This is a genomic window from Halomonas sp. AOP43-A1-21 (assembly GCF_052376775.1).
Classification (GTDB): domain Bacteria; phylum Pseudomonadota; class Gammaproteobacteria; order Pseudomonadales; family Halomonadaceae; genus Vreelandella; species Vreelandella colorata.
This window is the reverse complement of record NZ_JBQSWC010000001.1, coordinates 180,943-205,204: the sequence shown is the minus strand read 5'-3', so window position 1 is coordinate 205,204 and position 24,262 is coordinate 180,943. Positions and strand designations below refer to the sequence as shown.

Below are 24,262 nucleotides of genomic sequence, written 5' to 3'. Positions count from 1 at the left end.
GAAAAAATCGTCTTCTGTAACAGACGTGGAAAATAGCCGCAAAAGGTACCACATCTTGGCCTTCACGGGCAGTGTTCAGCGCGACTCGTGCTTGCTGCCGGGGGGTTGCGGTGATACCGTTTGCATCCGCACAGGTTCCCGGTCTGCACTAGGTAACAACATCCATGTTCAAACGTTTGAGGGGGCTGTTTTCCAGCGATCTGTCGATCGACTTGGGTACGGCCAACACACTGATTTATGTACGCGGTCGTGGCATCGTTCTCGATGAACCGTCCGTAGTCGCCATTCGCCAGTCTGGCAATATGCGTAGCGTTGCATCGGTAGGTGCTGACGCGAAGCGTATGTTGGGACGTACGCCTGGCAATATTACCGCCATCCGGCCAATGAAAGACGGTGTTATCGCCGACTTTACCGTCACCGAGCAGATGCTTCAGCATTTTATTCGCAAAGTGCACCAGAGTACCTTTCTGACGCCTAGCCCGCGCGTATTAGTTTGCGTGCCGTGTATGTCTACGCAGGTTGAGCGTCGCGCGATCCGAGAATCGGCTGAAGGGGCTGGCGCCCGCGAAGTGTTTCTTATCGAAGAGCCTATGGCTGCCGCCATAGGCGCTGGCCTGCCGGTTGAGGAAGCGCAGGGTTCCATGGTGGTGGATATTGGTGGTGGTACCACTGAAATTGCCATTATTTCGCTCAATGGCGTGGTCTATTCAGAATCGATCCGCGTAGGCGGTGACCGTTTCGATGAGGCGATCACCGCGTATGTGCGACGCCACTACGGCAGTTTGATTGGCGAAGCCACGGCTGAGCGAATCAAGGAAGAGATTGGCTGCGCCTATCCCGGTGGCGAACTGCGTGAAATCGACGTACGCGGCCGCAATTTAGCAGAAGGGATCCCGCGTAGCTTTACGCTGAACTCCCATGAAATTTTAGAGGCGCTGCAGGAAACGCTTGGCTCGATTGTGGCCGCCGTTAAAAGCGCGCTTGAGCAGTCTCCTCCCGAGCTTGCCTCCGATATTGCTGAGCGCGGTTTAGTGCTTACAGGTGGCGGTGCACTGCTGCGTGATCTGGATAAGCTGATTGCTGAAGAAACCGGTTTGCCGGTGATTGTGGCAGAAGATCCGCTTACCTGTGTTGCGCGTGGTGGCGGTAAAGCGCTTGAAATGATCGATCAGCATACCTTTGAGCTGCTGTCGAGCGACTAACGTTTAGCGGTTTATCGCGGGGGATTGCCTATTAAACCGCTATTTTCACACGGGCCGCTGCCGGGCTACCGGCTGTTTTTTTGCGTGTTGGCGGCAAGCATCTTGATGTTTGCCGACCATCGTTTTACACGTATGGAAGACGTGCGCGCTCAAATGACGATGGTTGTTGCGCCTGTTCAATGGGTTGTTAGCGTGCCTAGCGACTTGTTGAATTGGGGCGCGCTTGCGCTGTCTGATCAGCAGGCTTTGGTCGATGAAAATCGTCGGCTGCGCGAACAAATTCTGACGCTATCTCACCGAGGTCAGCGACTAGCTAATTTGACGGCTGAAAATACCGAGCTGCGCCAATTGCTTAAAGCCGGCGAGCGGCGTCGTATTCCGTATATTACCGCTGAACTACTATCGTTGGATAACGACCCGTTTAGTCATCAAATGGTGATCGATCGTGGGCATCGTAATGGGGCGTACGTAGGGCAGCCGGTCATCGATGCGTCTGGCCTTGTCGGGCAAGTAACTGCAGTGTCGGCGTACTCCAGCCGGGTACTGTTATTGGCCGATGCAAGCCATGCGCTTCCGGTTCAAATTAACCGTAATGGCTTGCGCTTTATTGTGCAGGGAGCCGGGCGCTACGGCAGCGTTAATGTACTCCATGTGCCTGATACAGCCGATATTCGCGAAGGCGACCTGTTAACCACGTCGGGGCTGGCAGGGCGTTTTCCGCCGGGGTATCCCGTTGCGAGAGTCACTGAGGTTTATCACGACCCCGGGCAGCCGTTTGCCCGGGTTACCGCTGAGCCAACGGCGCAGTTGCAGCGTGCCCGCCATTTTCTGCTGTTATTCCCACCGCCGCGTGAAGACGTCGACGACCCCATTTGGGATGAGTCCATGGATATCTCAGCCGATGCCATACACGCAGCCCAGCGGCTTGCCCCGATTGAGCCAGACGACGCTCAGGAGGATCGCTAATGGCGCGTGTTCCTGTAGTGCCGCTGATAGTCGTGTGGTTTAGCCTTGTTCTGGCGCTTTGCCTGCAAGTGATGCCGCTCGCCGAAGGATGGCAAGTATATCGCCCTGAATGGATCGGCTTAATGCTGATCTATTGGTGTATGCGTGCGCCTGATCGGGTAGGTGTTTTTCACGGATTCATACTCGGGGTGCTTCTGGACTTGATTGAGGGCACATCGCTTGGTCAGCATGCTCTGATTTTGTCGCTGCTAGCCTTTCTATGCGCCCTGGTATATCCACGTTTTCGTGCCTACTCGCTGGTTCAGCAGTCAGTTCTCGTACTGGTACTGCTCGGCTTGGTACAGCTGGTCGAACAGTGGCTGCGTACGTTGACCGGTGAGTTCTCGATACACCTATCCTTTTTAATACCGTCATTAATCAGTGCATTTCTATGGCCGTGGTTAGCCACTATGTTTAAAGCGTTGGAACGACGCTTACTGGGGCCTTGAGCATGGCTGCGCTGGATACTACCTCATCACCTATGCTGTGTTTGGCGTCTGCCTCACCCCGGCGGCGCGATCTGCTGGCCTCAATTGGCGTCACTGTCAGTATTCTACCCAGCCATGTGGACGAGACGCCCAAACCGGGTGAGTCTGCCAAGAATTATGTCGAGCGTCTAGCCGTTGCTAAAGCCGAAGCGTCGGCGCCGCTGAGCTCACTACCTACGTTAGGTTCAGATACCGCGGTTGTGGTGGATGGCGTACTGTTAGGCAAACCTGTGGATGCAGATGACGCCGCCGCTATGCTTGCGCGCCTTTCCGGTCGATGGCATGAGGTGCTTACCGCGGTTGCCGTTACCGGCCCTAAGGGCGTGCTTTGCCGCTGCGTCACCACACACGTGCGAATGCGTGAGATCACCACTCGGGAAATCGCCGACTATTGGCAAACCGGTGAGCCGGCAGATAAAGCAGGCGGGTATGCTATACAGGGACTGGCCGCGATTTTTGTGGAAGAAATTAAGGGTAGCCACTCAGCAGTGGTTGGTTTGCCGCTTTATGAAACGGCGCAATTGCTAAATCAGCAGGGGGTGCCTATTTGGATGGGGCATTATTACTCGCACACCTAGTCGTCGTCTCATTGCCTATAGACGGGCGTGAAATACGTGAACCGAGAAGGAATTTTGCATGAGTGGTGAAGTCCTCATCAATTTAACGCCAATGGAAACCCGCGTTGCGCTTGTTGAAAACGGCGTTTTACAAGAGGCGCTTATTGAGCGCTCAAGGCGGCGTGGGATAGTAGGCAATATCTACAAAGGCAGGGTGGTTCGTGTATTGCCTGGAATGCAGGCTGCCTTTGTTGATATTGGCCTGGAGCGAGCGGCGTTTATTCATGCCCATGAGGTTATGCCTTCCGGCACGCCAAGCGACGAGCAGCAAACCATAGGCCAGCTATTGCACGAGGGGCAGGCGCTGGTGGTACAGGTAACCAAAGACCCTATCGGTACAAAAGGGGCGCGGCTTACCACGCATTTATCGATCCCTTCACGCTATCTGGTGTATATGCCGGACTCCCCCCATCACGGCGTTTCTCAGCGTATAGAGGATGAGCGGGAGCGCGAGCGCCTCAAGGCGCTACTAGATAGTGGTATTGCCGAGCAAACGCTGGAAGTCACCGGCGGTTTTATTGTGCGCACGGCGGCAGAAGGTGTGGGTGATGAAGAGCTGGCAGGCGATATGCATTTTTTGCTGCGCATCTGGCGAAAAGTCGCCGAGCGCAAAATTACCGCAGCGCCATCCAGCGTTATTTATGACGATTTGCCGCTATTTATGCGCACCTTGCGCGATGTAATGCGCGATGATATCGAGAAAGTGCGTATTGATTCCCGGGAAAACTTCGTCAAGTTAGTCGAGTTTGCCGAAGAGTTTATGCCCGATGCCGTGGATAGAATTGAGTACTATCCTGGTGAGCGGCCTATCTTTGATCTGTATAGCGTTGAAGATGAAATTCAGAAGGCCTTGGGGCGTAAGGTACAGCTTAAATCGGGCGGTTATCTGGTTATTGACCCCACCGAGGCGATGACCACGATTGATGTCAATACGGGCGGTTATGTTGGGCATCGCAATCTTGAAGAGACTATTTTCAAGACCAATCTGGAAGCAGCCACCGCCATTGCCCGTCAGCTTCGCCTGCGCAATTTAGGTGGCATTATCATTATCGACTTTATCGATATGATAGAAGTGGAGCACCAGCGGCAGGTGCTGCGCGTGCTTGAAAAAGCCTTGGAGCGCGACCACGCCAAAACCAAGTGTACTGGGGTGACAGAATTAGGCCTGGTGCAGTTAACCCGCAAGCGCACCCGCGAAAGCCTTGAGCAGACGCTATGTGAGGCATGTCCGACGTGTAGCGGGCGCGGTACGTTAAAAACGCCCGAAACGATATGCTACGAAATTTTCCGTGAAATCCTGCGTGAAGAGCGGGCCTATAGTCCAGAAACCTATATGGTATTGGCGTCTCAGCCGGTTGTTGATCGCTTGCTCGATGAAGAGTCAGCAGCCGTCGCTGATCTGGAAACGTTTATCAACAAAACCATTCGCTTTCAGGTGGAGCAGCATTATTCACAAGAGCAGTACGATATTGTGTTGATGTAATTGTATGAAGAACCGTTCTCTGACGCGTTGGAGCTTACTTCTGCTCGCCTGGGGTCTGGGCGTTCTTGCGGTTGTATTGCTGCTTTTTAGGCTTGCGGTTAGTCAGGCGGATGCCTTGACGCCGCACCTTGAAAGCTGGCTTGAAGCCAAGATTGGCGTACCGGTGCACATAGAGAATCTTGTTGTGTCCATGGCCCGTAATGACCTGATTCTTAAGCTTGAAGGCTTTGAGGCTGAAACGCCCAGCGGGCAGTCACTGTTTTCACTGCAGCAAGCCGAACTACGCTTGGATATAGTGGCTTCGCTATGCAATTTCCTACCCATCTTCAGTGATATCAGGCTTCATCAAACCGAATTTCACCTTTATCAAGGGCTTGAGCATCAGTGGCAATGGCCAGAACCGGCTCGCTTACCCCTTGATATAGCCCCTGAACCAGAGGTTGACTTAGCCACCATTGATGGCCTGACAGAGTGGCTGTTGCGCCAGCGTATCTGGATCGACGATACCCGTGTTGTGCTCCACGGCCAGCACGACCGCGTTATGCTGGAAGCCCCAACGCTACTCTTGACGGGCAATTCGCAAGGGACCAGCTTGCAGGGCACGGTGGATATTCTTTCTGCCGACCAGGAACAAGCACCATCAACCCCGGCAGTGCAACTGCTGGCAGAGATGCAGCCGGGCAAACGTGGTATCGATGATTTTTCTGCCACGCTCTCGCTGGAAGCGCAGTTTGATCAGCTTCTGGTATTGGCGGAAATGTTTCGCCCCGATCATGTGCCTTTTCTAGAGCAAATGGGCGGCGATGCTCGTCTATGGGGCCGCTGGTATGAAGGGCGACTTCAGGAGGCGCGGCTGGCTGTCGATGTTCCTCAGCTGGTTCTGCGTCAGGATATTCAATACGCCGTATTAAAAAATATCCAGGCGCATGGCGAGTGGCAGCGCGATGGCGATGGCGGAGAGGCGTGGCTGAGAGGCAATGCGCAAAACGTTGAGTGGGCGCAGCCGGAAGGCGTCACCGAAGGGCCTGCTTTGCCGCACTATTGGTATCTTGCCCACCAGCCCGGCCAGTGGGAGCTGCGTACCAGCGCATTCGAGCTTGCCTCATTGACGGCATGGCGCGATTACGTTTTTCTTCCCGAATCGGTAACGCGTGTCTTGCAGACGCTGGCTCCCCAAGGTCAGGTGCAGGGCCTGCGCCTGGGCCAGAATGAAGGACGCTGGGGTGTTGATGCAGCATTAACCAATGTGGAAGTATCGCCCTGGCAGCAGGCGCCCGGTGGTGGGCCTGTGGACGCCTGGGTGCAGGCACGAGATTTGCGTGGGCGCGTCACGTTTGATAGCGCTGGCCAAACTAGCCTGTATTTCCCCGATCTGTTTATCGCTCCCATGCAGCTACAAAACGCAGAAGGCGTGGTGGAGTGGGTCTACGACGGTCCCAGAACTATGATAAGTGGGCGTCAGCTCAACGTGAATTGGGATGGCGCCCAGGTAAGCGGTGGATTTGGTTTAATCGCCAGTGAGAATTCGGGCCAGTTTGGCTTAGATATCGATTTTGCCAATGTGAACGCCTTGGATCGTCCGCTGGCGCAATGGCTGCCGCTTAATGCTTTTGATGAAGAGCTGCGCACCTGGCTGCTTAACGATATCGGTGGCAAGGTGCCCAATGGCTCGCTCAAACTTAGCCTGCCGCTTGGTGAGGGCGTAAGTGCTGATGATATATCTGCAACGCTTGCTCTGAACGTTATTGAGGGGCATCTGCCCATCGCCCCGGGCTGGCCGCGTCTTGATGAGGTGCAGGGACGCTTGAAGTGGCAAAACCAGGTGCTTGAAGCCCAGATAGACCATGCGCAAAGCCATGGGGTCACGGCTTCTCAAGGCGAGCTGATCATGGAGGATGAAACGCTCAACGTATCGGGGAATTTGCAGAGCGATGGGGCGTCATTGAAAGCATTTCTACAGTCGATGCCCGATATTGACCTGGATATCCTCAACGATCTTCAGGTGGAAGGTGAGGTGGAGGGTGATTTAGCCTTGTCGCTACCCCTCTCGACGCCTGAAGCACTCCAGCTTGAGATCAATGCCACGCCGGCCTTAACTCGTATTGTGTATACGCCGCTTAATCTGGCCCTTCAGGCCCTGCGTGGCCAGTTAACCTGGCAGCAGCACGGTGAGAGCATGGCTTTGATAGGCGATGTGGGCGGAAAGTTACTCGGTGGTGACATTAATGCTGAGCTGCATACCCAGCGCCACGGCATCGCCTTGCGCGGCCAAACCCCGCTTGCACCACTGTTCCCATTGGCGGGGATTCCTGCCGAGCAGGGGACGCAGTTATTTAGTGGCGCGATCCAGTGGCAGGGCAACGTGTCGCTTGAACCAACGCCACGTTTAACGCTGGAAAGTCAGCTGGCGGGGGTTACCAGTGAGCTACCTGCGCCATTTGCTAAAGCGGCGGGGCAGCCTTGGCCCTGGATGCTCAACGCTGATTTTGAAAGCGGGCGTGTGGAAAGCCGCCTGGCTGATATTGCCCATCTGCGCTTACACCAGCACGGCGGATTGTCTGCCAGTCTGCGTCTGGCGGAGGCGGATGTTAGCCCGCCTGAATGGCCTTCACAGCTAGGCGTAGATTTACAGGCAAGTATTCCCCGCATTGATCCTAAGGCTTGGCAGCAGGCCATAGCCCCGCTGTTGGCCGGTGAGCAAAGCGTATCAGCAGGCTCAATGAACGATCATCCTCCACTTAAGGTTGATCTGGAAACCGCCTGTCTGGTGTATCAGCAGACCTGTGTGGGGGCGGTGGCGTTAACCGGTGATGTCCACAACGGAGCTATCAATGCAGCGCTTGACGGTGAGTTGATCGCGGGGCGGGTTCATTATGACGCCGCCTCCCAATACCCGCTGGATATCACTATTGAGCAGTTGGCGCTGGATCCACTGTTTAATTTGGCAGAATCCTCCGAGGAAGATGGCGCGTCTTCCCCTGAATCCTGGATGCAGGAAGTAGAAACCCACAAAGCCACACCGGCAGCTATTCCCGATTGGCTTGCCCAAGTGCCCGATGGCCGACTCAGGCTTGCAGAAATAAGTATGGGCGCGAGCCGGTTTGGGCCTTTATCGGCTTACTGGCACACCGATGATGATCGATTCTCGCTGACGCCGGTTGGGCTGACGCTCGGGCAACTTTCCGCCCGTGGTGAACTCTACTGGGAGGGTGATGTTTCCACTAGTCGTACCCGCGCTAATATTTCACTTCAGGGTGGCGATATAGGTACAGCACTAGAGCGGCTGGATCAGCCCGTTGCCTTGCGCAGCCGGCGCACTGATGCAAACGCCAACCTTTCTTGGGCGGGGGCGCCGTGGCAGTTTGATTTAAGTCAGGCCCAGGGTGAGATTGATGCTGATCTTCAAGATGGCCGCTTTATGACCCTGGAGTCCGCCCCGGTGCGGCTCGTTGGTCTGCTAAACTTGGATAATATTTTTCGCCGCTTACGCCTGGATTTTTCTGACGTAACCGGCCAGGGCACTGCTTTTGATAGAGTTCATGGCTCGGCGAATGTAGCGAATGGTCAGCTTTCCTTGAGCGAGCCATTGCAAATTGACGCGCCTGCCGCCAACTTAACCTTAACGGGCAACGTTAACCTACTTCATCGCGAGCTCGACCAACGCCTGGGCGTTGTACTACCAGTGACACAGAGCTTGCCAATTGCCGCTATCGCAGTGGGTGCTCCTGTGGTGGGTGGCGCATTATTTATTGCCGACCAGCTATTTGGTGATGCGCTGGATCGAGCGACGACCATTCATTATCGCGTGCGAGGCCCCTGGGCTTCGCCGCAGGTTACTTTAGAAGGCCCCCAATGACCGCAATTAAGAGCGATATAGAGTCCGCTGTTTCCATTCTGCTCACGCCGGGTGGTCTCGACCTTGATGGCCTTGATAAAGGCCTTGAATACGCCATGGGTGCGGGTGTGGATTATGCTGATCTGTACTTTCAGCGTACCTGGACGGAAGGCTGGGTATTAGAGGACGGCGAAGTCAAAGAAGCGAGTTATAACATTGATGGTGGTGTCGGCGTGCGTGCGCTGGCAGGCGAAAAAACCGGCTTTGCCTACTCCAACCAAATTACGGCCGATGCGCTGATCGATACCGGACGTACGGCGTCAGGTATTGTGCGTAGCGGCAAGCGTTTGCCTGGGCAGGTAGTAAAGCCTGTTGCCGCAGCATCTTTTTATGCGGGCGTGGACCCTTTGGCGGGGCTAACCGCTGAAGAAAAGGTTGCCATGCTAAAAGACGCCGATCGCGCGGCGCGCGCAGCAGACCCAAGCGTTACGCAGGTTAGTGCGTCGCTTTCGGGTACTTACGAAGTGGTCATGGTGCGCGCCAGTGACGGCACGTTGGCGGCTGATATTCGCCCGCTAGTGCGTTTTAACGTGAGCGTGATTGCGGTGAAAAATGGCCGTCGAGAGCGGGGCGGCTCAGGCGGTGGTGGACGCTACTCGATGTCGCGCCTGCGCGATGAAGGTGTCGCTGAGCGTTACGCTAAAGAGGCCGTACGCCAGGCGCTGGTGAATCTTGAGGCCGTTGACGCGCCCGCCGGGCAAATGCCTGTGGTGCTGGCGTCGGGCTGGCCGGGTATTTTGCTGCATGAGGCTGTGGGCCATGGCCTTGAAGGTGACTTCAACCGTAAAGGCAGCTCGGCGTTTTCCGGGCGTATGGGGCAGCGTGTGGCGGCTAAAGGCGTCACCGTGGTGGATGACGCTACCATTGTCGACGGGCGCGGCTCGTTAAGCATTGATGACGAAGGCACACCGGGCCAAAACACCCCGCTGATCGAAGACGGTATTCTGACCGGCTATATGCAGGACAAGCTGAATGCACGGCTGATGAATATGGCGCCAACCGGTAATGCGCGCCGTGAGTCGTTTGCGCATTTACCCATGCCGCGTATGACCAATACGGTCATGCTGGCAGGCCAGGATGAGCCTGAAGATATTATCAAAAGCGTCAAGCGCGGGATCTACGCCGTCAGTTTTGGTGGCGGCCAGGTGGATATCACGTCGGGTAAATTCGTGTTCTCCGCCAGTGAAGCCTATTTAATCGAAGACGGGCGTATCACCGTGCCGGTAAAAGGTGCCACGCTGATAGGCAATGGCCCCGAGGCGATGGGCCGCGTTTCCATGATTGGCCATGATATGGCACTGGATACCGGTATTGGCGTGTGCGGTAAAGAAGGGCAGGGCGTACCGGTAGGCGTAGGTCAGCCCACGCTAAAATTAGATGAGCTGACCGTTGGCGGTACGCAGTCTTCTTAACGGGGTTGAAGCTTAGGGCGTTAAAGCGCCAGCGTCTCGCGTAGATGTTTAAACAGTTTACGCGAGCTGGTGGGCGGTTTGCCCTGGTCACGTTCGCGCTGGGCATTACGGATTAATTGACGTAGCGCCTGGCGATCGGCGTCGGGGTATTCCGCCATGAACAGGTCAACGGCAGGATCGCCTTCTTCAACCAGCCGGTCCCGCCACTTTTCAAGGCGGTGAAAAGCATGATCACGCTGCTCTTTTTCCTGCTCGATTGAGTCAAATACTCCTTGAATCGCGACCAGGTCCTCTTTACGAATGAGCTTGCCGACGTACTGCATATGACGACGACGCCCTTCGTGGGAGCGGATACGCGAGGTCTCTTCAATGGCCCTGAGCATATCGTCAGAGAGAGGAAAACGAGCACGCTCGGCGGGCTTCATGGCGATTAAGGTTTCGCCAAGCGCTTGAAGCGCATGCATTTCGCGTTTGAGTTGCGATTTGCTCGGCCGCTCTTCGGGCTCTTGAGTATCAAAGGGCTCGGGGCGTAGTTTCGGCATAATTAAACTCACAGACAAGATTCGTTGGCAGCATTATATCAGGCTGCGACCATAACATTGATTCGGCGATGCAATTCGTACGAAAAAGGAGGCCATATGGCACAGGCATTTGATGCATCCTCGCAGCAGGCACTTCTGACAGCACGTGCAGAAGAAGCGCTGGCCCTGGCCAAACGACTGGGCGCAGATGCCGCCGAGGTTGGCGCAAGCGTCGATCAGGGCACGGGTGTCAGCGTGCGCTTGGGTGAGGTGGAAACCGTTGAACTTTCCCGCGACCAAGGCATTGCGGTAACGCTTTATGTGGGTAAGCGTAAAGGAAGTGCGTCTTCAAGCGATGCAAGCAGCGCCTCTATTCAGGCCGTGGTTGAAAAGGCATTGGCGATTGCCCGTTACACCGGTGAAGACCCGGTCGCTGGGCTTGCAGATGCTGACCAGATGGCCACTGAGCTTCCGGATCTGAAAGTGCATTATCCGTGGGCGCTGACCACCGAACAGGCTATTGAGATTGCGCTTGCCTGTGAGCAGGCGGGTCGCGATGTTGACGGTATTAGCCAGTCAGAGGGCGCTTCGCTCTCCAGTGGCGAAGGTGTTCGGGTCTATGCCAATAGTCACGGCTTTTTAGGCACCCAGAAAGGCAGCAGTCATTCACTTTCCTGCATGTTGATCGCGCAGGATGAGAGCGGCATGCAGCGCGATTACGACTATACCTCTGCGCGTAACCCTCTGCATTTACGTGACCCTGCTGAGGTTGGCCGAGAGGCGGCTGCGCGCACGCTACGCCGGTTAGGCGCCCAGTTACCCCCCACGGGTACATTTCCAGTCCTGTTTGATCCTTCGCTATCTGCAGGGTTAATCGGTCATCTGCTCAGCGCCTTGGCTGGCGGCGCGCTGTATCGTCAGTCCTCTTTCCTGTGCGATCGTCTGGGGACACCGCTTTTTCCCGAGTGGTTCAGTCTTGAAGAGCGACCCATGGAAGTTGGAGCCACGGCCAGTACGCCGTTTGATGGTGAAGGCGTTCAAACGCGCAACAATCGCTTTATCGATCAGGGGAGCATCGCAAGCTACATGCTCTCATCCTACAGCGCTCGTCGCCTGGGCATGCAGACCACCGGGAATGCGGGCGGTGCACGCAATGTGCGCCTTGACGCGCCCTTGAAAACACGCGAAGCGCTGCTCAAGGAAATGGGGCGGGGTATCTGGGTAACCGAACTGATGGGGCAGGGCGTCAACGGGGTGACCGGCGACTATTCCCGCGGGGCGGCAGGTTTCTGGGTCGAGAATGGTGAAGTTCAGTATCCAATTGAAGAGTTCACCATTGCCGGAAACCTGGAGCGCATGTTCTCAGGATTGGTCGGTATCGGCAGCGATACTGATACGCGTGGTAGTGTTCATACGGGTAGTTGGCTGATTGATGCGATGACGGTGGCGGGTAGCTAAGCGCTACTGGTCTTCGTCAAAGCGGGCGTCGAACAGGGCTTGTATGGCTTCAAGCGCGTGTTCGGCGTCGTCACCTTCCGCGTGAATACGCAGTTCGGTGCCGCAAGGTGCGGCTAACATCAAAAGCGACATGATATTGGCAGCGTCAGCCATTTGCTGCTGTTTGTACACGTGAATTCTGGCGGAATATTGCTGACCGCACTTGACCAGTTTGGTTGCTGCGCGGGCATGTAGGCCACGTTGATTGGTAAGTGTTAGCGTTCTTTCTGGCACCCTGGTTCCCTTTCTCCGAGTGGTGTCATTAATGATGTATGCAGTATGCGTTTACTGAGCGCTAGGCGCCTGCTCTGCCAATGAAGCTTTATCAAGCGGCTCTGCTTGCGTGCCGCTTAACGTATATTGCAGGCCAAGCTCGCGATGGCGCAACTGTACTTCGCCTATTAACGGCGCAAGCTTTTGGGCCAGCTGCTCGGCGATATACACGGAGCGGTGCTGCCCGCCAGTACAGCCGATGGCCACGGTCATATAGCTACGCTGACTATTCTGATAAGCTGGCAGCCAACGTTCTAGCAAAGCCTGAATGTCGTTGCTCATATCTTCGACAATCGGATAGCCGCGCAGAAACGCAATAATCGTTGCGTCACGTCCTGTGTACTGACGTAGCGTTGGGTCCCAGTAGGGATTGGGCAGGCAGCGCACGTCAAACACCAAATCTGCATCCATGGGCACGCCGTGCTTGTAGCCAAACGATTCAAAGGTAAGCGTTAGCTGGTCTTTGTGCTGGTGGGCGACCTGATCGGCTATGCGCCGGCGCAAATCGTGTACCGATAAACGTGAGGTGTCTATCCTAAGATCGGCTAAGTCGCGTATCTCATTAAGCGTCTCTTCCTCTTTGGTGATCGCCTCTTCAAGCGTCATATGGCTATCACGCGTTAATGGGTGGCGTCGCCGTGTGGCAGAGTAGCGCTCAAGCAAAATACGCGCATCGGTGGTCAGATAGATGACCTGGCAGTCAATGGGGCGCTGACGCAGCTCATCAAGCAGCGTTGGCAATCTTTCCAGCGCCGTAGGCAAATTGCGCGCATCAATACTCACTGCTAGGTGCGTACGCCCGCCTTCTTCGCAAAGTTCATCTACCAGCGAGCCAAGCAACATTGCAGGCAGGTTGTCGATGGCATAGTAGCCAATATCTTCCAACGCCTGTAAAGCGATAGATTTACCGGACCCTGAGCGGCCGCTAATGATCACCAGTTGCATAATGGCTCTCTTTGCGTGCTTTGGTAAAAGCATGGATGTGAAAGCGAGAAGAGATGCCAAACGCTCTACAGGCTACGTTGCTGTCTGCTCACGAATTTTACTCATAAGCAAATCAAACAACTCACGCTGGCTATTGGTTTTTCGTAACGCTTGGCGTGTGCTGGCATCGTTCATAATGGTGGCTACCTGGCCCAAGAGCGACAGATGTGTATCATCGGCCTCTTCAGGTACCAGCAGCACAAATACGAGATCAACCGGATCACCGTCTATAGCGTCAAAATCAACGGGCTCTGATAGCTTTAGAAAACCTGCGATGGGCGTAGCGCAGTGAGGGCTACGTGCATGGGGAATGGCAACGCCGTTGCCGATCCCCGTGCTTCCAAGTCGTTCGCGACCAATCAGTCGGCTGAACACTTCTTGGCTGTCCAGGCTAGGTGTGTTTTGAGCGATAAAGGTGCTGAAAAACTCCAGCACCCTTTTTTTGCTGCCCCCAGGCACATCGTAAAGCACGCGCTCCGGGGGGAGGATAGTTTCCAACGTCATTGAGTTAACGCACGCCTGCGCCTTGGGCGCGAGCTTGTGCTTTTTCCTTATGCTTAACGAGTTGACGATCGATTTTATCGGCTAATGCGTCGATGGCTGCATACATATCGACATCTTCCGCATCGGCATGCAGGTCGGCGCCTGCTGCATGAAGGGTGCATGCCGCCTGCTGGCGCTCCTTCTCAATGGATAAGGTTACTTGTACCGTGGTGATATTGTCGTAATGGCGTTCGACGCGTTCAAGCTTTTCATTAACATAGTCACGCAAGGCGTCAGTCAGTTCTACGTGATGACCAGTGATGTTTACTTGCATTGACGTACTCCTTATCCATCGGACTGTATTTCGATTGTAACCCTTTTTACGGTGTTGCAAAGCCCTTGTCGCGAGTTTTGCTGTTTCTCTTGTACAAAACTGTCTCAAGACCTCCTAAAAGCCTACCTTAAGCGACGGCGTTCACTGGAGGATGGAATGCCCAATGACTCGCGGTATTTGGCCACAGTACGCCGTGCCACCGTAATACCTCCCTCTTCAAGCAGCGTGACCAAACGGCTGTCTGAGAGCGGTTTGCCAGGGGGTTCGTCCTGGATCAGCTTCTTGAGCCGGGCGCGAATCGCCGTGCTTGAGTGGCTGTCGCCCCCGTCTTGACCGCTGATCTGGCTTGAGAAAAAGTATTTAAGCTCAAAGACACCCCGTGGGGTATGAATATATTTCTGCGTTGTCACACGTGAAATGGTGGATTCATGCATTTCCACGGCTTCTGCAATATCCGCAAGAATCAAAGGCTTCATGGCCTCTTCACCTTGCTCTAAAAAGCCGATTTGACGGGTGATGATTTCGCGCCCTACGCGCAGCAGTGTATCGTTGCGGCTGGAGAGGCTTTTGATTAACCAGCGTGCTTCTTGCAAGTGCTCTTTTAAAAACTGGTTATCCTGGCTCTTGTCGGCACGCTTGATCAAGCTGGCGTAGTCGGGCTGGATGCGCAGGCGAGGCAGAGCTTCAGGGTTAAGCTCCAGGTGCCAGCCTTCATGATCGTGGCGTACCACCAGGTCAGGCGTGATATAGCTATCATCGGTCACCCCGTAAGCGCTACCGGGGCGTGGGTCCAGGCTGCGGATCAGGCCAATCACATCGTCTAGCTGCTCATCGTCCAGCCCTAGGCGGCGCTTGAGTAGCCGAATGTCATTTTTGCCGAGTGCTTCCAGAAACTGGCGTACCAGACGGCGCGCCGGGACAAGCAGGGGAGTGTCATCGGGCAGGGTAGCCAGTTGAAGCATCAGGCATTCGCGCAGGTCGCGGGCAAAAACGCCGGTCGGCTCAAACTGCTGCAAACGCATCAGAATGGTTTCCATCTCGCGCTGGCTAAGCGCTTCGATATTTTGAGCGCGCAACCCGTCGCGAATATCGTTTAAGGGCTGCGTCAGGTAGCCGTTGGCATCCAGCGCGTCGATCAAGCTTTCTGCAATCTGCTGTTCACGTGCGCTGAAGTCGGTCATGGCGAGCTGCCAAAGCAAATGACCGTGCAGGCTTTGTCCCGCTGCCTGGCGCTCAAAGTCAGGTCCCTCAGTGCTGCTGCCTGAGCTGCCTACATCCTGATAGGTGTCGGACCAGTCGCTATCAACGGAGAGTTCATTGGGTATGCTTTCCGCCCACTCCGCTTCCTGCGTTTCAACGGCTGCCTGCTCACCGAATTCATCTTCCTGTTCCAGCATCGGATTGGCATCCAGCGCCTGCTGAATTTCCTGACGCAGATCCAATGTGGATAACTGGAGCAGGGCAATGGCCTGCTGCAGCTGAGGTGTCATGGTCAGCTGCGTACCGATACGCAATTGGAGAGAAGCTTTCATGACCATCTGAGAACCACTCGTTACTCGGAAAGCTTTACCCTAGTGCGAGTCATGTTTATGTGCAAGTGCAATAAGCATGCCATTGATAATAATTCTGCTGCAGATCCCTGTTTAGCAGTGAACATAAATTTAAAGACGGAAATCAGCACCCAGGTAAACTTCTCTGACCTTCTGGTTATTGAGAATAGTCTCTGGGCTGCCGCCCGCGATGATATGACCATCGCCCACAATGTAAGCAATATCGCAGATATCCAGCGTTTCGCGCACGTTATGGTCAGTAATTAACACGCCGATATGGCGCTGCTTCAAGGCACGAATGATACTTTTAATTTCGCCGACGGAGATGGGGTCGACCCCGGCAAACGGCTCATCCAGCAGTATGAAGGCAGGCTCTGTGGCCAGTGAGCGGGCAATCTCGACCCGGCGCCGCTCGCCACCCGAAAGGCTCATGCCCAGGTTGTCGCGGATATGCGTAATATGGAAATCTTCAAGCAGCGCTTCGAGGCGTTGCTCGCGGCCAGCGCTATCTAGATCTTTGCGGGTTTCCAGGATCGCCATAATATTATCCGCCACCGACAGTTTGCGGAAAATAGAGGCTTCCTGGGGGAGATAGCCAATGCCTGCCATGGCACGTTCGTGCATGGGGGCGCGGGTCAAATCAAGCTCGTCGATACTTACGGTGCCCGCGTCAGACTTCACCAGGCCCACAATCATGTAAAACGAGGTGGTCTTGCCCGCACCGTTAGGGCCTAGAAGGCCCACAACGCTGCCTTGGGCTATCTCCAGGCTAATATCCTTGACCACACGGCGACGCTTGTAGCTTTTGGCCAAATGATTGGCGTAGAGGGTCTTGATTGGTGGTGATTCCACAGTAGCCATCGGCCACTCCTATTGCGCTGGCTGAAGTGTCATACGAATACGCTGCGGCTCACTGCCGCTCACATCTGAGCGTGCCTGCACTACTTCGCGATCAATAAAGTATTCCAGGCGACCTCCGGTGAACTTGTCGCCCGCCTGAGTCAATTCGGCCTGGTCAATCAGCTCGACGCGCCGTTCAGAGACGTGATAAATCACCCGTTTGCCCCAGCCTTCCATCGGCGTATCCTGGTCTTCCAGCTGGTTACGCAGGTAGGCGCGGTCACCCGTTGCAATCGCACGGGAAAGCTCACCCGCATCGTTACGGAAAATTTCAACGCGATCGCCGCGTAATTGCATATTACCCTGACGAATATTGACGTTGCCTGAATATACGGCCGTGCCCGCACGCTGGTCGAGGTCTAGACGGTCGGCCTCTACTTCAACCGGGGCTTGGCTTGTCTGGGCCGCCGCCGATAGCGGCACCGCAAGCGCAAAAAGCGCAGTGCGAATAAAAGCTTTCATAGCGACTCCTAAGGAGTTTGTGTCACGGGAGGATGGTGCCCGCGTACGTTATCGGTTAACCGGACCTGGCTATCATCAAGCCAGACGTCCATACGTGATGCACTCATGCGCTGGGGCGGCTGTTGCAGTAACGCTGGCGTCTCGCTCCAGGCGTGTCGCGTCAGGCCATCATAGCGCAATAAGTCCGTATCTAGCTGCCAGCCTTCTGACGGGGCGATAAGCCGAGCCTCGCCAGACAGCGTCAGTTCCTGAGTATCCGTATTAAGCTCGCCTTCGTTGGCATTGGCGAGCCACTCACGGTTGTCGCTGTCAAACAGAGTGGCTTCAGGCTGCGTCGCTTGGGCCATGGTGCTTTGGGGTATATATACCAGCAGCGGGGCGGCCAGCGACTGCTGAATGCGCCCCGACTCGCCAAACAGGGTGATCTCGGCATTTTCCAGCACGTGGCCAGGCTCTTCGGCCTGGGCCGCCGGATCAACTGACTGGTCTTGTGGGCCGCGCGGATCCAGCCATACCAGCAGACCCCCTAAAGCAATGACCAAGCCTGCGAGCCAGGCGCGTCTTTTAATCCGGCTAAACATTATGAGCGCCCGGGTAAATAGGTATCGAGTACAGCGTCCCAGTGGCCCTGCGCTTCGAGTAGCGTATCGCAGATTTCACGTACGGCGCCGTGGCCACCTAGGCGATCAGTAATCCAGTCGGCATGCGTATGCATATAATCTGGTGCATTGGGAACCGTAATGCCTATACCGGAGCGCTTGATCGGAGCAAGGTCGGGCAAATCATCACCGCAGTAGGCGACCTGGCTGAGATCCAGATTCAACTGTTGGCAAAGCTCTTTCAGCGTAGTGAGCTTATCCTCGCAGCCCTGATGCACATGGGCTATTCCCAGCGCCGATGCGCGCAGGCTTACCATGGGGGAATCGCGGCCGGTAATAAGGGCCACGTGAATGCCCACGCGTTTAAGCAGTTTCAAACCATGCCCATCCTGGGTATGGAATGCTTTGATCTCAACGCCGTCGGTCTGGAAGTAGAGGCGACCATCGGTGAGAACACCATCAACATCCAGGGCAAGCAGGCGCACATGGCGAAGCCGATCAAGCAGGGTGGTGGGGAGGGCCATAAAGGAATCCTTGTCAGAAAAATAATTAAATAACGCCGCTGGCAAGCAGATCATGCATATGCAGCGCGCCAATGGGCCGCTGTTGATCATCGACTACGGCTAGAGCGGTAATGCGGCTATCTTCCATAATGCGTACTGCTTCGGCGGCCAGTATGTCGGGGCTAATGCGTTTGCCGGGCCGCGTCATGACATCGTCTACTACCACCTCACGAAGGTCGTGAAACTGATCGAGGGTGCGACGTAAATCGCCATCGGTATAAACCCCTGCCAAGCGGCCTTCGCTATCCACCACGCAGGTAAAACCGAGTCCCTGGCGGGTAATTTCAAGCAGTGCATCACGCAGCGGGCTGCCAAGCGCTACCTGTGGCAAACGTATACCATCATGCATGAGATCTTTAACCCGCAATAAAAGCCGTTTGCCTAAGCTGCCGCCTGGATGAGATAACGCAAAATCATCGGCGGTGAAGCCGCGGGCTTCAAGCAAAGCAACGGCAAGGGCATCGCCTAGTGCTAGCGCCGCCGTGGTAGAGCTTGTCGGTGCCAGGTCAAGCGGGCAGGCCTCGCGCTCGACGCCGCTATCCAGGTGCGCATCGGCATGCTTGGCAAGCGTTGAGTTGGGCTTGCCGGTCATGCTGATCAGCGGTGTGCCCAGACGCTTCAGTAAGGGAAGCAGCGCGGTTACCTCAGCAGTTTCGCCGGAATTGGAAAGCGCCAGTACCACGTCGGTACGTGTAATCATGCCTAAGTCACCGTGGCTGGCTTCGCCGGGGTGAACAAAAAAAGCCGGCGTGCCCGTACTGGCAAGCGTCGCGGCAAGCTTTCCGGCAATATGCCCTGACTTGCCCATGCCGGTCACCACTACGCGGCCTTGACAGGCCAGCATTAGTTCACAGGCACGGTCAAAGCTCTCATCAAGCTTGGCCTGAAGGCCGCCGATTGCGGCCTGTTCAATTTGCAGCGTGCGCAAAGCGCTTTCACGCAGCAGGCTAAGGGTAGAGGAGGGTTGAGGCATGGAAATCTCGTTTTGATTGAAACGTTCTGAATGAAACATACAGCGACAAGCCCATAAGAATAACATTTAGTCACTGCGTATAAGCATAGCGTCTTGAAGGGTTTTTATGTCGCATTGGAACGTAGACTCGTCTGTTAGTGCCAATAGAGTTAAGATACGATGTTCGATAATATTTCGAAAACACTGTTTTTAAACTGTAGAATAGGCCAGAAGTACTACTGGCCCGCTCTGAACCAGCGATAATGGGAGTCAATCAACCCATGACAGACGTTCCCTTCATTGAAATTGAAGACGTGCACTTCTCGCGTGGGAGCCATGAGATTTTTCGCGGCATCAATATGGTGATCCCTCAGGGTAAAGTAACTGCGATCATGGGGCCTAGCGGCACGGGCAAAACCACGCTGCTTAAGTTGATAGGGGGACAGTTAACGCCTGAACGCGGGCGCATTCTAGTTGATGGCCAGGACGTGCACCGACTATCAAGAAAGGCGCTATTTACATTACGTAAGCGCATGGGAATGCTGTTTCAAAGCGGCGCGCTGTTTTCGGACCTGGATGTATTTGAAAACGTGGCTTTTCCGCTGCGCGTACACACTGATTTAACGGATGTCATGATCCGTGATCTGGTATTGCTCAAACTTGAGGCCGTTGGGTTGCGCGGTGCTCGTCATCTTACCCCTGCCGAGCTGTCTGGAGGGATGGCAAGACGCGTCGCCCTTGCCCGGGCAATTGCCCTCGACCCAGAGCTGATTCTTTATGATGAGCCTTTTGTCGGCCAGGACCCTATTTCAATGGGCGTGCTTGTGCAGTTAATCAAACGGCTTAATCAGGCGCTTGAGCTCACTTCGGTAGTGGTATCGCACGATATTAAAGAAACGTTGAGCATTGCTGATTACTTGTATCTTTTGGCCGACGGACAGGTGGTTGCCGAAGGGACGCCACACACCCTCAATGCCAACCAGGATCCGCGTGTCAGCCAGTTTGTACATGGCGAGCCTGATGGGCCGGTGCCGTTTCACTATCCCGCCGAGACGCTTTATCGCGATATTCTCGGTCAAGCTACCGCGACTAGGGCAGGGTAATGCACACAAGATTTCAACAAGGCGTCGATCAGATCGCCAGATTAGGGCGAAAAGGGTGCGACGTGATGGAGGCGTTAGGCCGTGCCGGTCTGTTTCTGGCCCAGTCAGCGGTGGGGGTGCCCTCCCGTGAAGGGTGGTATTTGTGGCTTCGCCAGATGCACTTTGTCGGTGTGCTCTCGCTCGCCATTGTCCTCGTTTCGGGGCTATTTATCGGCATGGTGCTGGCGCTGCAGGGCTACACTATTCTGGTTGATTTTGGCGCTGAGCAGGCGCTGGGGCAAATGGTGGCACTTTCACTGCTGCGCGAGCTGGCGCCGGTGGTCGCAGCACTGCTGTTCGCCGGGCGAGCAGGGTCGGCACTCACCGCTGAAATCGGCTTGATGAAGGCAACCGAGCAGCTGACCAGCATGGAAATGATTGGGGTAGACCCTTTGCGCCGGGTCATTGCACCCAGGCTCTGGGCCGGCTTTGTGGCGCTGCCGATTCTTACCGTAGGGTTTGGTGTAGTGGGTATCTGGGGCGGCTATCTAGTAGGGGTGGAGTGGTTGGGCGTCTTCGAAGGCTCTTACTGGAGCAATATGCAGGCCAGCGTCTCTTTTGTCAGCGATGTGGGTAACGGCATTATCAAGAGCTTGGTTTTCGCTGTGGTGGTCACCTGGATCGCTGTGTTCCAGGGATATGATCTGGTGCCTACGTCTGAAGGTATTTCGCGCGCTACCACGCGCACGGTGGTGTATTCGTCGCTTGCGGTGCTGGGGCTTGATTTTGTATTAACCGCCGTCATGTTCGGCGGTCTTTAAGGGGTGGAGTGATTTCATGAAGCGCAGTAAAACCATGGAGTTTGGTGTCGGCCTGTTTATGCTGGCGGGAATTGTCGGGCTGGTGTTTCTGGGCCTGCGTGTAAGTGGCTTAAGCCTTTCCGCCCCTTCTGAAACGTTCCGTCTGGAAGCTAACTTTGCCAATATCGGGGGGCTGAAGCCCCGTGCCCGGGTCACCATGGCAGGCGTTACGGTGGGGCGCGTAGAGTCGATTGATCTGGATACTGAATGGTATGACGCCAATGTCACGCTACGCTTGGATAATGACCTGGAAGGCCAGCTGTCCCAGGATACCACCGCGGCGATTCTCACTGCTGGCTTACTGGGCGAGCAGTATATCGGTTTAAGCGTAGGCGGTGACCCGGCAGTATTGGAAGATGGCGATACCATACGCGATACGCAGTCGGCGCTGGTGCTAGAAGAACTTATCCAGCAATTTGTATCCAATATGGCTAGTAACTAAACGTTAAGTAGAAGAGGTGAAGGTAATGCGAAAAACGACACTGCCGTTAATGCGTTGGCTGGTTGCTCTGATGGTGCTGGCATTGGCACTGCCGCTTCAGGCCCAGGCTCAATCACAGTCACCTGAAGCGATGGTTCGCGAAAACGTGGATGCGCTGATGGGTGAGATCGAAGGCAAAAAAGACTACTACGCAAGCAATATCGATGAGCTTGAAGCGCTGGTTGACGATAGCCTTGAAGATGTGGCGGATTTTCGCTACATCGGCGCAAGCGTGATGGGTAGCTACTTTCGTAACGCGACACCTGAGCAGCGCAGCCGCTTTGCGGATGTTTTCCGTCAAACCTTGATTGATACTTACACGCGCGGTTTGGTGACCTTTGATTATCAGGATCTGCGCGTACTGGATAATCAGCGCAGCCAACGCTATGAAGACCAGGCCAGCGTGGATATGGAAGTGGTGGCCACCAATGGTCAGGTTTATCCGGTTAGCTACAGCCTGCGCCTTTCAGGCGGTGACTGGCGTGTAGTAAACGTGATCGTCAACGGTATTAACTTGGGCTTGACCTTCCGTAACCAGTTTGATCAGGCAATGCGCGAAAACAATCGTGATTACGACGCGGTTATTCGTGCCTGGGCGCCTGAAATTGGCGTAGACGAGTTAGAGCAAGGGGGCGATGCGTGACGCTGTTGCTGTCACAGTCACAGGTAAGCCTTAAGGTAGAGCAGGGCACGCTATATGTGGCCGGCGATGCCGGTATGGCAACGGCGGCTGAGCTTGCCGCCGTTGGCAGCAAGTGGCTAAAGGCTACTGAGTTAAACGCAGTGGCGCTTGATTTTAGCGGCGTTCAAAAAGCCAGTAGTGCCGTCGTCAGCGTGCTATTTGAGTGGCTACGCACCTGTCAGGCATGCGAGATCACGGTTAGCGGCGTAATGCTTTCTGCACCGCTTGAGCGTTTAGCCGCTTTGTCTGAAGTTGAAGCATTGATTCATTCGCCGACCCTCGCCCGTTAGGGTTGGCACCCTTGGCATCGCCAAGCGTGTCGCTTTTCTTTATTATGTTGCCCTATTAGCATTATTCACACTGACCCGAAGGAGTTTCCTGTCTCATGCAACCCAATGAGGTAAAAGCGCTGCTTGAATCCCGTGTCGACGGATGTGAGTTCCATATCCAGGGCGAAGGCTGTAATTTCCAAGTGATTGCGGTTGGTGAAGCCTTTGAAGGTCTCTCTCCGGTTAAGCGTCAGCAATTGGTTTACGCAGCGCTCAGTGATGAGATCGCTTCAGGCGCTCTGCACGCCATTAGCATTAAGACGTTTACTCCGACGCAGTGGTCCACTGCGTCGGAAAACGCCCAGTAACGGCGGCTGCATGGATAAGTTAATTATTACCGGCAACGGATCGGTCGACGGTGAAGTCTGGGTAAGCGGTGCCAAAAATGCCGCGCTGCCTATTTTATGTGCCACCCTCTTGGCGGATGGCCCGGTAGTCATTGGTAACCTGCCGCATCTTCAGGATATCACTACCACGCTTGAACTATTGGGCCGCATGGGCGTTGAGCCCGTCATGGGTGAAAAGCTCAGCATTCAGCTGGATGGCTCGCAAGTGACGCATTGCCACGCGCCTTATGAGCTGGTCAAGAAGATGCGCGCCTCTATTCTGGTATTGGGTCCGCTGCTTGCTCATTTTGGCGAGGCGGATGTATCGCTGCCCGGCGGCTGCGCGATCGGTTCGCGTCCGGTTGATCTGCATATTCGTGGCCTTGAAGCCATGGGTGCTGATATTCGTGTTGAGAGCGGGTATATCCGTGCTCGTGTTGATGGTCGCTTAAAAGGCGCCACGATCTTCTTCGATACGGTGACGGTCACGGGGACTGAAAACCTGCTGATGGCGGCAACGCTTGCCGAGGGCAAAACCGTTCTTGAGAACGCTGCTCGCGAGCCGGAAATTGTCGACCTTGCTGAGTGCCTGATCAAAATGGGTGCCAATATCCGTGGTCACGGTACTGATACGATTGTGATTGAAGGTGTCGAGAAGCTTCATGGTTGCCACCATGACGTGATGCCGGATCGCATCGAAACCGGTACTTTCCTGGTTGCTGCCGCCATGACTGGCGGGCGAGTAAAGGTAAAGCGTACGCGAGCGGATATTCTCGATGCGGTGCTTGCCAAGCTTGAGGAGGCGGGTGCCGAGATCACCACCGGTGATGATTGGATCGCTCTGGATATGCATGGCAAGCGGCCAAAAGCCGTCAATATACGCACCGCGCCTTATCCGGCTTTCCCAACCGACATGCAGGCGCAGTTCGTTGCCATGAATGCGGTGGCCACTGGGCACTCGCGGGTGGTGGAAACCATCTTCGAAAACCGCTTTATGCACGTGCAAGAGCTTAACCGCATGGGGGCGGATATCACACTGGAAGGCAACACTGCGCTAATCAATGGCGTAGAAAAGCTTTCCGGTGCTCCCGTGATGGCTACTGATCTGCGCGCCTCAGCCTCTCTGGTGATCGCGGCGATGATGGCGGAAGGCGAAACGCTGGTCGACCGTATCTACCATATTGATCGTGGCTACGAGTGTATCGAAGAGAAATTGCAGCTGCTGGGTGCACGCATTCGCCGTATTCCTGGCTAAGCCATGCTATTAACCATTGGCCAATAC

26 protein-coding genes are annotated in these 24,262 nt (G+C 55.1%); 15 read left to right on the top strand and 11 right to left on the bottom strand.

All coding sequences use genetic code 11. The features are described 5' to 3' along the window. The first annotated feature begins 164 nt into the window (after positions 1-164). The 7 genes from ACT3R7_RS00980 to tldD are packed head-to-tail and all read left to right on the top strand — an operon-like array spanning position 165 to position 10,102. Positions 165-1,202 (top strand): rod shape-determining protein, encoded by a 1,038-nt coding sequence (locus ACT3R7_RS00980; protein ID WP_018915723.1) that lies wholly within the window; start codon positions 165-167, stop codon positions 1,200-1,202. Between the two features lie 24 nt (positions 1,203-1,226). Next, positions 1,227-2,168: a rod shape-determining protein MreC gene (gene mreC / locus ACT3R7_RS00975; protein ID WP_192537154.1), complete on the top strand. Its 942-nt coding sequence runs from the start codon at positions 1,227-1,229 to the stop codon at positions 2,166-2,168. After that, the gene (gene mreD, locus ACT3R7_RS00970; RefSeq protein WP_192537155.1) at positions 2,168-2,656 is read left to right on the top strand and encodes a rod shape-determining protein MreD; all 489 of its coding nucleotides are present in this window, start codon (positions 2,168-2,170) and stop codon (positions 2,654-2,656) included. Before mreC ends, mreD begins: the two co-directional genes overlap by 1 nt. A 2-nt stretch (positions 2,657-2,658) precedes the next feature. Further along, complete coding sequence (locus ACT3R7_RS00965; protein WP_225736066.1) at positions 2,659-3,273, top strand: Maf family protein; 615 nt, start codon at positions 2,659-2,661, stop codon at positions 3,271-3,273. 58 nt (positions 3,274-3,331) lie between these two features. Beyond that, positions 3,332-4,795: a ribonuclease G gene (rng, locus tag ACT3R7_RS00960; RefSeq protein WP_192537157.1), complete on the top strand. Its 1,464-nt coding sequence runs from the start codon at positions 3,332-3,334 to the stop codon at positions 4,793-4,795. A 4-nt stretch (positions 4,796-4,799) separates the two neighbouring features. Next, positions 4,800-8,651 (top strand): YhdP family phospholipid transporter, encoded by a 3,852-nt coding sequence (locus tag ACT3R7_RS00955; protein ID WP_192537158.1) that lies wholly within the window; start codon positions 4,800-4,802, stop codon positions 8,649-8,651. Beyond that, complete coding sequence (gene tldD, locus ACT3R7_RS00950) at positions 8,648-10,102, top strand: metalloprotease TldD (protein ID WP_192537160.1); 1,455 nt, start codon at positions 8,648-8,650, stop codon at positions 10,100-10,102. Before ACT3R7_RS00955 ends, tldD begins: the two co-directional genes overlap by 4 nt. Positions 10,103-10,122: 20 nt before the next feature. On the opposite strand, the gene yjgA is transcribed toward tldD, so the two are convergent. Beyond that, positions 10,123-10,644 (bottom strand): ribosome biogenesis factor YjgA, encoded by a 522-nt coding sequence (yjgA, locus tag ACT3R7_RS00945; RefSeq protein ID WP_018915730.1) that lies wholly within the window; start codon positions 10,642-10,644, stop codon positions 10,123-10,125. 96 nt (positions 10,645-10,740) lie between these two features. On the opposite strand from yjgA, the gene pmbA reads away from it, so the two are divergent. Further along, complete coding sequence (gene pmbA, locus ACT3R7_RS00940; protein WP_192537162.1) at positions 10,741-12,081, top strand: metalloprotease PmbA; 1,341 nt, start codon at positions 10,741-10,743, stop codon at positions 12,079-12,081. A 3-nt stretch (positions 12,082-12,084) separates the two neighbouring features. Here the strand turns inward: pmbA and ACT3R7_RS00935 are convergent, their stop codons facing one another. From ACT3R7_RS00935 to ACT3R7_RS00890, 10 genes are all read right to left on the bottom strand, one after another. Next, positions 12,085-12,354, bottom strand: coding sequence for an HPr family phosphocarrier protein (locus tag ACT3R7_RS00935; protein ID WP_192537163.1), 270 nt, complete (start codon positions 12,352-12,354; stop codon positions 12,085-12,087). Between the two features lie 51 nt (positions 12,355-12,405). Beyond that, positions 12,406-13,338 carry an RNase adapter RapZ gene (rapZ, locus tag ACT3R7_RS00930; protein ID WP_192537164.1) on the bottom strand — a complete coding sequence of 311 codons (933 nt, stop codon included), beginning with the start codon at positions 13,336-13,338 and terminating at the stop codon, positions 12,406-12,408. Positions 13,339-13,410: 72 nt separating this feature from the next. Then, positions 13,411-13,881, bottom strand: a complete 471-nt coding sequence (gene ptsN, locus ACT3R7_RS00925; RefSeq protein WP_192537166.1) for a PTS IIA-like nitrogen regulatory protein PtsN — start codon at positions 13,879-13,881, stop codon at positions 13,411-13,413. Between the two features lie 4 nt (positions 13,882-13,885). After that, the gene (hpf, locus tag ACT3R7_RS00920) at positions 13,886-14,194 is read right to left on the bottom strand and encodes a ribosome hibernation-promoting factor, HPF/YfiA family (protein WP_018915735.1); all 309 of its coding nucleotides are present in this window, start codon (positions 14,192-14,194) and stop codon (positions 13,886-13,888) included. Positions 14,195-14,316: 122 nt separating this feature from the next. Then, positions 14,317-15,732 carry an RNA polymerase factor sigma-54 gene (locus ACT3R7_RS00915; protein WP_192537168.1) on the bottom strand — a complete coding sequence of 472 codons (1,416 nt, stop codon included), beginning with the start codon at positions 15,730-15,732 and terminating at the stop codon, positions 14,317-14,319. A 123-nt stretch (positions 15,733-15,855) separates the two neighbouring features. After that, the gene (lptB, locus tag ACT3R7_RS00910; protein ID WP_018915737.1) at positions 15,856-16,605 is read right to left on the bottom strand and encodes an LPS export ABC transporter ATP-binding protein; all 750 of its coding nucleotides are present in this window, start codon (positions 16,603-16,605) and stop codon (positions 15,856-15,858) included. 9 nt (positions 16,606-16,614) lie between these two features. Further along, positions 16,615-17,106 (bottom strand): lipopolysaccharide transport periplasmic protein LptA, encoded by a 492-nt coding sequence (lptA, locus tag ACT3R7_RS00905; RefSeq protein WP_192537170.1) that lies wholly within the window; start codon positions 17,104-17,106, stop codon positions 16,615-16,617. Between the two features lie 8 nt (positions 17,107-17,114). Continuing rightward, positions 17,115-17,687: an LPS export ABC transporter periplasmic protein LptC gene (gene lptC / locus ACT3R7_RS00900; protein WP_192537171.1), complete on the bottom strand. Its 573-nt coding sequence runs from the start codon at positions 17,685-17,687 to the stop codon at positions 17,115-17,117. Then, the gene (locus ACT3R7_RS00895; protein ID WP_192537173.1) at positions 17,687-18,229 is read right to left on the bottom strand and encodes a KdsC family phosphatase; all 543 of its coding nucleotides are present in this window, start codon (positions 18,227-18,229) and stop codon (positions 17,687-17,689) included. Before ACT3R7_RS00895 ends, lptC begins: the two co-directional genes overlap by 1 nt. Positions 18,230-18,254: 25 nt before the next feature. Further along, on the bottom strand, positions 18,255-19,241 hold the full coding sequence (locus ACT3R7_RS00890; protein WP_192537175.1) for a KpsF/GutQ family sugar-phosphate isomerase: 987 nt from the start codon (positions 19,239-19,241) through the stop codon (positions 18,255-18,257). 260 nt (positions 19,242-19,501) lie between these two features. Here ACT3R7_RS00890 and ACT3R7_RS00885 point away from each other — a divergent pair, with 260 nt between their 5' ends. The 7 genes from ACT3R7_RS00885 to murA all read left to right on the top strand — a co-directional run bounded on the left by ACT3R7_RS00885 (position 19,502) and on the right by murA (position 24,235). Beyond that, positions 19,502-20,323: an ABC transporter ATP-binding protein gene (locus ACT3R7_RS00885; protein WP_192537177.1), complete on the top strand. Its 822-nt coding sequence runs from the start codon at positions 19,502-19,504 to the stop codon at positions 20,321-20,323. Then, positions 20,323-21,123 (top strand): lipid asymmetry maintenance ABC transporter permease subunit MlaE, encoded by an 801-nt coding sequence (gene mlaE, locus ACT3R7_RS00880; protein WP_192537179.1) that lies wholly within the window; start codon positions 20,323-20,325, stop codon positions 21,121-21,123. The genes ACT3R7_RS00885 and mlaE overlap by 1 nt, the downstream gene beginning before the upstream one ends. 16 nt (positions 21,124-21,139) lie before the next feature. Beyond that, positions 21,140-21,604: an outer membrane lipid asymmetry maintenance protein MlaD gene (mlaD, locus tag ACT3R7_RS00875; protein WP_192537180.1), complete on the top strand. Its 465-nt coding sequence runs from the start codon at positions 21,140-21,142 to the stop codon at positions 21,602-21,604. A gap of 25 nt (positions 21,605-21,629) precedes the next feature. Further along, on the top strand, positions 21,630-22,286 hold the full coding sequence (locus ACT3R7_RS00870) for an MlaC/ttg2D family ABC transporter substrate-binding protein (protein WP_192537182.1): 657 nt from the start codon (positions 21,630-21,632) through the stop codon (positions 22,284-22,286). Beyond that, positions 22,283-22,615 (top strand): STAS domain-containing protein, encoded by a 333-nt coding sequence (locus tag ACT3R7_RS00865; protein ID WP_192537184.1) that lies wholly within the window; start codon positions 22,283-22,285, stop codon positions 22,613-22,615. Before ACT3R7_RS00870 ends, ACT3R7_RS00865 begins: the two co-directional genes overlap by 4 nt. Before the next feature lie 95 nt (positions 22,616-22,710). After that, on the top strand, positions 22,711-22,962 hold the full coding sequence (locus ACT3R7_RS00860) for a BolA family protein (RefSeq protein ID WP_192537186.1): 252 nt from the start codon (positions 22,711-22,713) through the stop codon (positions 22,960-22,962). A 10-nt stretch (positions 22,963-22,972) separates the two neighbouring features. Beyond that, entirely contained in the window at positions 22,973-24,235 is a 1,263-nt protein-coding gene (murA, locus tag ACT3R7_RS00855) for a UDP-N-acetylglucosamine 1-carboxyvinyltransferase (protein WP_018915748.1), read from the top strand. The last annotated feature ends 27 nt before the right edge of the window (positions 24,236-24,262 follow it).